Source organism: Mesorhizobium sp. M2A.F.Ca.ET.039.01.1.1, assembly GCF_003998035.1.
GTDB lineage: Bacteria > Pseudomonadota > Alphaproteobacteria > Rhizobiales > Rhizobiaceae > Mesorhizobium.
Genome location: NZ_RZRY01000300.1, coordinates 1 through 7,380, shown reverse-complemented (window position 1 = coordinate 7,380; position 7,380 = coordinate 1). Strand labels below are relative to the sequence as shown.

At 64.4% G+C, this 7,380-nt stretch carries 7 protein-coding genes; 3 read left to right on the top strand and 4 right to left on the bottom strand.

The window, feature by feature from the left end:
* Window positions 1-1,330, bottom strand: a 1,330-nt coding sequence (locus tag EOA24_RS21450) for a CoA-acylating methylmalonate-semialdehyde dehydrogenase (RefSeq protein ID WP_133374564.1), incomplete at its 3' end; no start/stop codon positions are given.
* A gap of 380 nt (window positions 1,331-1,710) precedes the next feature.
* On the opposite strand from EOA24_RS21450, the gene EOA24_RS21440 reads away from it, so the two are divergent.
* The gene (locus tag EOA24_RS21440) at window positions 1,711-2,592 is read left to right on the top strand and encodes a LysR family transcriptional regulator (protein WP_126080703.1); all 882 of its coding nucleotides are present in this window, start codon (window positions 1,711-1,713) and stop codon (window positions 2,590-2,592) included.
* 403 nt (window positions 2,593-2,995) lie between these two features.
* On the opposite strand, the gene EOA24_RS43180 is transcribed toward EOA24_RS21440, so the two are convergent.
* On the bottom strand, window positions 2,996-3,193 hold the full coding sequence (locus EOA24_RS43180; RefSeq protein WP_245491074.1) for a hypothetical protein: 198 nt from the start codon (window positions 3,191-3,193) through the stop codon (window positions 2,996-2,998).
* Window positions 3,171-3,821: a hypothetical protein gene (locus EOA24_RS43175; RefSeq protein ID WP_245501826.1), complete on the bottom strand. Its 651-nt coding sequence runs from the start codon at window positions 3,819-3,821 to the stop codon at window positions 3,171-3,173. Before EOA24_RS43175 ends, EOA24_RS43180 begins: the two co-directional genes overlap by 23 nt.
* Here EOA24_RS43175 and EOA24_RS21430 point away from each other — a divergent pair.
* The gene (locus EOA24_RS21430; protein ID WP_126080702.1) at window positions 3,802-4,242 is read left to right on the top strand and encodes a hypothetical protein; all 441 of its coding nucleotides are present in this window, start codon (window positions 3,802-3,804) and stop codon (window positions 4,240-4,242) included. The two genes, EOA24_RS43175 and EOA24_RS21430, sit on opposite strands and share 20 nt — an antisense overlap.
* A complete protein-coding gene (locus EOA24_RS21425; RefSeq protein WP_126080701.1) occupies window positions 4,239-6,401 on the top strand; it encodes a phosphatidylserine/phosphatidylglycerophosphate/cardiolipin synthase family protein in 2,163 nt (720 codons plus the stop codon). Before EOA24_RS21430 ends, EOA24_RS21425 begins: the two co-directional genes overlap by 4 nt.
* Before the next feature lie 156 nt (window positions 6,402-6,557).
* On the opposite strand, the gene EOA24_RS21420 is transcribed toward EOA24_RS21425, so the two are convergent.
* Window positions 6,558-7,380: D-amino acid dehydrogenase (locus EOA24_RS21420; RefSeq protein WP_133374563.1), on the bottom strand; the 823-nt coding region annotated here is incomplete at its 5' end.

Sequence of the window (7,380 nt, the reverse complement as noted above, 5' to 3'; positions counted from 1 at the left end):
GAACCGGGATAGGCACATTGACGCCGACCATGCCGACCTGAACGCGGCTGGCGAAGTCACGCGCCGCGTCGCCATCGCGGGTGAAGATGGCAACGCCGTTGCCCATCTCGTGGTCGTTGGCGAGCTTGATGGCATCCTCGTAGCGCGGCGCGCGCACCACCGAGAGCACCGGCCCGAAAATTTCTTCCTTGTAGATGCGCATGTCGGCGGTGACGTTGTCGAACAGGCAGCCGCCCATATAGTAGCCGTTCTCATAGCCCTGCATCTTGAAGCCGCGGCCGTCGACGACGAGGTTGGCGCCTTCCTTGACGCCGATATCGACGTAACCCTTCACGCGCTCCAGCGCCTGGGCCGTCACCAGCGGGCCGAAATCGGCGGAAGAATCCGTCGAGGGGCCGACCTTCAGGCTTTCGACGCGCGGCACCAGCTTTTCCATGAGCCGGTTGGCGGTGTCGTTGCCAACCGGGACCGCCACCGAGATCGCCATGCAGCGCTCGCCGGCCGAGCCATAGCCGGCGCCGATGAGCGCGTCGACCGTCTGGTCCATGTCGGCGTCGGGCATGATGATCATGTGGTTCTTGGCGCCGCCGAAGCACTGCACGCGTTTGCCCGATGCGGTGCCGCGCGAATAGATATAGTGGGCGATCGGTGTCGAGCCGACGAAGCCGATGGCCTTGATGTCTGGATCGTCGAGGATGGCGTCGACCACTTCCTTGTCGCCGTTGACGACGTTGAGGACGCCCTCGGGCAGGCCGGCCTCGATGAAGAGTTCGGCGATACGCAGCGGCACGCCCGGGTCGCGCTCGGACGGCTTCAGGATGAAGGCGTTGCCGCAGGCGATGGCCGGCGCGATCTTCCACAACGGGATCATGGCCGGGAAGTTGAACGGGGTGATACCGGCGACGACGCCGAGCGGCTGGCGCATCGAATAGACGTCGATGCCGGGGCCGGCGCCGTCGGTGTACTCGCCCTTCATCATGTGCGGCGCGCCGATGCAGACCTCGACCACTTCGAGGCCGCGCTGGATGTCGCCCTTGGCGTCGGCGATGGTCTTGCCGTGCTCGCGCGCCAGGATGTCGGCCAGCTCGTCATAGTCGCGCTGGACCAGCTCGAGGAACTTCATCAGCACGCGCACGCGGCGCTGCGGGTTGGTGGCGGCCCATTTCGGCTGCGCCGCCTTGGCGTTCTCGACCGCGGCGCGCAATTCCGCCTGCGAGGCCAGCGCCACCGTGCCGCGCACGGAGCCGTCCATCGGCTGCATCACATCCTGCTTGCGGCCGCTGGTGCCGGCGACACGCTTGCCGCCGATGAAATGACCGTATTCGATCATGTTTCTCTCCCTGGATTTGGTGATGGTTCCATTGTCTGCCTTTGCGGCGGCGATGGCAACGCGAGGAAGATCGCAACCGTTGTGCGGAAAATAGACAGCGGCAGTGAAGTGTGCATTACTTGTCGCAAATGACAGCACCGCAAGATATCCGCGCAAGGACGACAGATTGAGTTCCTTCGCGCCCCCCTCTGTCCTGCCGGACATCTCCCCCACTTGGGGGGAGATCAGCAGCTTTGCCGCCGGCACCATCTCCTGCAACGCTGGTGATTGGCGAAAGCCGGCGCGGCATCCAATCTCCCCCCTCGTGGGGGAGATGTCCGGCAGGACAGAGGGGGGCGCGACAGAACGCGGCCTTGGTTGTTATCACCAGGACCACCCCCATGAACTGGGATGACGTCCGCATTTTCCTCGCCGTGGCGCGAGCCGGCCAGATCCTTGGCGCAGCGAAACGCCTGGAGCTCAACCACGCCACCGTCTCGCGCCGCATCGCCGCGCTCGAGGAGGCGCTTCGCACAAAGCTCTTCCGCCGCCTGACCACCGGCAGCGAGCTGACGCCGGCCGGCGAACGCTTCCTCGACATCGCCGAGCGCATGGAAGGAGATATGATCGCCGCGCGCTCGACCATTGCCGGCGAGGGCGACGACGTTTCGGGAACCGTGCGCATCGGCGCGCCCGACGGATTTGGCGTCGCCTTCCTGGCAAAGCGGCTGGGCGAACTGACCGCGCAGCACCGTGAGCTCACCATCCAGCTTGTGCCGGTGCCGCGCTCCTTCTCGCTGTCCAGGCGCGAAGCCGATATCGCGATCACCGTCGAGCGGCCGACAGAAGGCCGGCTGGTGGCTGGCAAGCTGGTCGATTACACGCTCGGCCTCTTCGCCTCCCGCGCCTATGCCGAGGCCAATGGCCTGCCCAAAACGCCGGCCGAGCTCGCCCGGCACACACTGATCGGCTATGTGCCGGACCTCATCGTCAGCCCTTCGCTCGACTATGCCGCCGAATTCAGCCCCGAATGGCGGACCAGCTTCGCCATCTCCTCGGCGCTCGGCCAGGCCGAAGCGGTGCGCTCCGGCGCCGGCATCGGCATCCTGCACACATTCGTCGCCCGTTCGATGCCGGAGCTGGTGCCGGTCGACATCGTCGCGCCGATCCGCCGCGCCTACTGGCTGGTCTATCATGAATCGGTGCGACCGCTGCGCCGCGTCCAGCTGGTCGCCAACTTCATCACCAAGGCGGTGGAACGCGAACGCGGCCTGTTCGTCTAGAACCTGGCTGGGACCGCTTAAGCGAAACGTTCCTCGGAACGGGAATCTTGACCGGCTATGTTCGTGTTGACAGGTGGTACGCCCTGGAGATTGGCCGAAACCGTCCGACCTCGTCATCCACGGGCGGAGCAAGGAGCGTAGCGACGCGCGCAGACCCGAGGATCCATTCCGTTACCTTGACGCGTTGCCACGGTGCAGAATTCTGCTCCGCTGCGCTTTTGATTTGAGTCACGGAATGGATTCCAGGGTCTCCGCGACGCCGCTTCGCGGCTGCTCCGCCCTGGAATGACGATGTTGAGGGGCTTCGGCCAATCTCCAGCGTTTGTGCGATTTCGCGGGCATGAACGACGACAATCCAGCCAGCGGATACCTAGCAGTCTTTCAAAATTCCCGTGTCGAGAAACTAGTCGGGATCGAGCACGAACGAGCTCACGATCTTGTCGGCCTGATCCGCAAGCGGCGCCCATTTGCGCGTCGCCTTGTCGGCGCTGTCGCCGGTGACCCCGCAATCGATGAAGCCGTAATGCGAGCTGCGCAACGTCAGCGCGATGCGGGAATGGCCGTAGAAGCTGACATTGTCATCGGCATAGTGGAAATCCATATCGGCGATCCGCACCGGATAGCCGTCCGGGAAATGCGCCAGCCTGTCCTGGCTGAAGCTGGCAGACTGATAGGCGACGCCGACCGTGGTCTGCCAGGTTGCTCATCTGCCAGTCTTTCTCCATGAACGCCCTGACATCAGGCGGATTGCCCGGAGCGGTCGGATCGTAGGCATTTTGCGACACCCTGCAGGTCAGGCCTTTTTCGCCGGATTTGAGCTTGAGCCGGATGGTGTTGTCAAAGGCGGTTTCGCTTGTCGATTCCTCGGGATAGGTCAGCGAAAAGCCGTGTTCCCTATCGTGAACGGCCTTGTCCGCGGCAAGCGCCGCCGCGGCGCAGGCCAGATAGCGGTCGCCGCCACTGGAAAAAGACGCATTGCAAAGTCCCCTCGCTGCCCCCGATCTTATCACAGGCAGTTGGTCGTTGCCGCCTTGCCTGCGCCACAAATTCAGCCACTGTGGCACCTGCGCGCCTGGCCATGCCGTGACCGGGCGCCAAAGCAATTCTAGGAATTGCGGCAGAACAAAAAGATAGAGCGGTTCGCCGTTTCCGTGAAACGGTGAAACGGTGAAACGCTCTGGGGATAATCTTCGAAACGCCGGCGGGGAAATGCGACCCGTTCTTGCCATTCTGCCGCTGCTTTTTCTGTCGGACTGCGCCAATCCCTGGGCGAACGTTCCGGAGGCGGAGCTGCCGAAGCCGGTACGCTATGCCATGTCGCGGCCCTCGCCTTTCGTCATCGGCAATTATTGCGGCCCGGGCACGCGCACCGGCGATCTGTCGGCAAGGCCCGTCGACCGCCTCGATGCCGCGTGCCGGGTCCATGACGCCTGCTACATTGCAAGACACAATCATTGCGACTGCGACGGCGAGCTGGTCGCTTCAGCGCGGAAAATTCGAGACGACAGGACGGCGCCGCGCAAGATGCGCAACGAGGCCGAACTTCTGATCGCCACCTTCGCCTTTCCCGTCTGCCGGATCTTTCCGCAAGGCTTCCTGCCGCCGCGCGACCCCGCCGAGCTCAAAGCCGTGAGCGGAGCAGCCGGATGAGCCTCGGGTCTGCCGTCGCCAAGGCATTGCTTGGACTGGCGCTGACGGTGCTGGCCGGCTGCGCCGGCATGCCCGGACATTCGGCCTGCGCCTTCTTTCCGGGCGACGACGCCTGCGACCGCCTGCCCGTCTCTGCGGACAGCACCGGCGCCGGGATCGCTACAGCGCATTATTTCGCCAGCGACGGCAACAGCGCCTACGAGAAACGGTTCCAGGCGCTGCTCGCCCAGAGCCGTCTCGATGCGCTCGACCGCGCCAACGGCACGGGCCGCTTCGTCCGCGACTGGCGCGATGTCCAGAACAGCGGCTTCCATGCGACCTATCCGGCGCTGCAAGGGTTAGCGAGGCCGCTCGACGACACGGAACTCGCGCCCACGCCAGGCAAGCCGGGCCAAGCCCATTTCGCGGGGCGCTGGCGCATGTCTCGCCAGACCCTCTATCTCGATGCCGCCGCACGGCCCTCGGCACCCAAGACCTTCAGCTTCTCCGGTCTGCAGGCGCGCTCGGTCGAGATCGTGCTGCGCCAGGCAGGCCAGCAGCCTGTCGACATCGGCGGCACCTGCAACGGCCGGCTCGCGATCCGCGCACCAGGCCGATCCATGACCGTCGCCGCGGCCGCGCCATTCCATTTGAGCCTCCCGGTCGCCGAAACCTCCGTCAGCCTGTTTCCGGACCAGGCACTGACCCGCTGCGATCTGCGCGTCGGCTCCGCCCTGGCGCCGGCGGGCGCGCCGCTGACCTTGCTGCGCGAGGAGACCGCCGATCCCTGGATCACGGCTCTGGACAGCCGCTACGACCGCTGCCCGGTGCCCGATCCGGCGGGGATGGAGGAACTCAACCGTGTCTTTTATGCGAGCCGCTGGCTGTCGCAGACCTGCGCGCTGCCGCTGGGATCGCCGACCCTGCTGCGAAAATCCCGTGACGGTTTCAACGCCAAGGTCGAAGCCCTGCTCGGCAAGAGGCTGCCGGACAGCGCTTTCGACAAAGCCGACCCAGGGCTGCCGCTCGATTTCTCCCACGCCCCGAAACTCAGGCTGATCTATCTGTCGTCGCTGGAATTCAAGGCGGATTTCTCCGGCCGCGTGATGGAGCGGCTGATCCGCCATCACGCAGCGCTCGGCACCAAGGTGCGCATCCTGGTGACCGACGTGCTCGAGCGGGAGAAGGACGACGCCATGCTCCACCGGCTGGCATCGGAGTTTCCCAATGTCGAGTTGCAGGAATATCGCTGGCAGGCCGATCACGGCGCACCGTTCGACGAGCAGATCTCACAGCTGCACAAGACCCATCACGTCAAGATGCTGGCGACACTGGCCGAAGAGCCTGGACGGTCGCGCGTCATCATCGGCGGCCGCAACATCCACGACGGTTTTCTGTTCCACCGGCCAGTCGACCTGACCCGCTATCCGGACCTTGAGCAATACGGCAAGACCGACGGCTTCTCGCTGAATTACTATTCCAACTGGAGCGACTTCGATATGGAGATCGCCGACCCGGCGACGGTCGAGACGCTGGCCGCGCATCTGTCGACCATCTGGCTGCGCGACGCCGACACCAACCTGTCGCGGCCGTTCTCCATTCCGGTCCGTTCCCGGGCGGCCCCGCGCGGCGTGGCGCGGCATTTCATTTCCGTGCCCTATGAGGATGGGCACGCGCTGGAGGCCTATTTCGTCGAGCTGATCGACAGCGCCGAGCATCGCATCGAGATCGTCAATCCCTACCTCAACCTGACGCCCGATATCGCCCGCGCCTTCGACGGGGCGCTGGCCAGGGGCGTGAAGATCGACGTCGTCGGCCGCATCGACCTCAAGGGCGATATCGGCGGCCGCTTCCTCACCGCGCTCAACAAGCTGTTCGTCGAGAAATATGGCGATCGCATCAACATCCGCGAGTTCAAGGCGCCCGACGTCGTGTTGCATTCCAAGATCATGATGATCGACGAAAGGCTGGTCGCCATCTCATCGGTCAACCTCAACAACCGCAGCTTCTTCCATGACTCGGAGAACGGCATGGTCGTGCTGGATCCGGCCTTCTATGCCAGGATGAAGCCGATCTACCAGGACTACGTTGCGCATTCACGGCCGGTCGCCACCAATGTCACGATCGGCTGGGCCTACCGCCTGCTGTTCAGCGACGCCTGGGTCCGGGAGGCGTTCTGAACGCCGCTCGACTAAGGTGTGCTGAGATTCAGGTCAGGCCGAGTCGAGAATGGCGGATTTCGAGAACCGGAGCGGAGCGTACTTAAAGTACGTGAGCACCGGAAGCGCAGAAAGCCGTCATTCGCAGACGGGTCTCACCTGAATATCAGCACACCTTTAAATAGGCTTCAGATACCGCTCTGGGCTCAGATCGCGCGCGTTGATCTCCGGGACCCGGTTGGACATGATGTCGGCCAGCACCTTGGCCGAGCCGCAGGCCATGGTCCAGCCGAGCGTGCCGTGGCCGGTGTTGAGATAGAGATTGGCGACCTCGCTCAGTCCGACCAAGGGCGGTCCGTCCGGCGTCATCGGCCGCAAGCCGCACCAGAAGCTCGCCGCCTTGAGATCGCCGCCGCCGGGGAAAAGATCGACGACCGAGTGTTCGAGCGTGCGGCGGCGCGATTCATGCAGGCGAAGATCATAGCCCGAAATCTCCGCCGTACCGCCGACGCGGATGCGGTCGCCGAGCCGGGTGATCGCCACCTTGTAGGTCTCGTCCATCACGGTCGACACCGGCGCGGCCTCGGCATTGGTGATCGGCACGGTGATCGAATAGCCCTTGACCGGATAGACCGGAATGGGTCGTCCCAGCTTGCGCATGAATTGCGCCGAATAGCTGCCCAGCGCCATCACGAAGGCGTCGGCGGATTTCCATCCGCTGTCGGTGAGCACATTGGTGAGGCGGTTCCGGTTCCTGACGACTTTCCGGATGGTCGAGCCGTATTCGAAGGTCACGCCCCGCGCCACGCAGAGCTCAGCAAGCTTGTCGGTGAACATCTTGCAATCGCCGGTCTCGTCGCCCGGAAGCCTGAGGCCGCCGACGAGTTTGTCGCGCACGGCGGCGAGCGCCGGTTCGGCGGCGACACAGCCGTCGCGGTCGAGGATCTCGTAGGGCACGCCGTATTTCTTCAGCACCTCGACGTCGCCGCCGGTGCCGTCG

Excerpts from the sequence above, each read along its gene's own strand:
- EOA24_RS43180 (WP_245491074.1), bottom strand. The coding sequence starts at position 3,193 with ATGGATTTCCACTATGCCGATGACAATGTCAGCTTCTACGGCCATTCC.
- EOA24_RS21430 (WP_126080702.1), top strand. The coding sequence starts at position 3,802 with ATGCGACCCGTTCTTGCCATTCTGCCGCTGCTTTTTCTGTCGGACTGC.
- EOA24_RS43175 (WP_245501826.1), bottom strand. The coding sequence starts at position 3,821 with ATGGCAAGAACGGGTCGCATTTCCCCGCCGGCGTTTCGAAGATTATCC.
- EOA24_RS21440 (WP_126080703.1), top strand. The coding sequence starts at position 1,711 with ATGAACTGGGATGACGTCCGCATTTTCCTCGCCGTGGCGCGAGCCGGC.
- EOA24_RS21425 (WP_126080701.1), top strand. The coding sequence starts at position 4,239 with ATGAGCCTCGGGTCTGCCGTCGCCAAGGCATTGCTTGGACTGGCGCTG.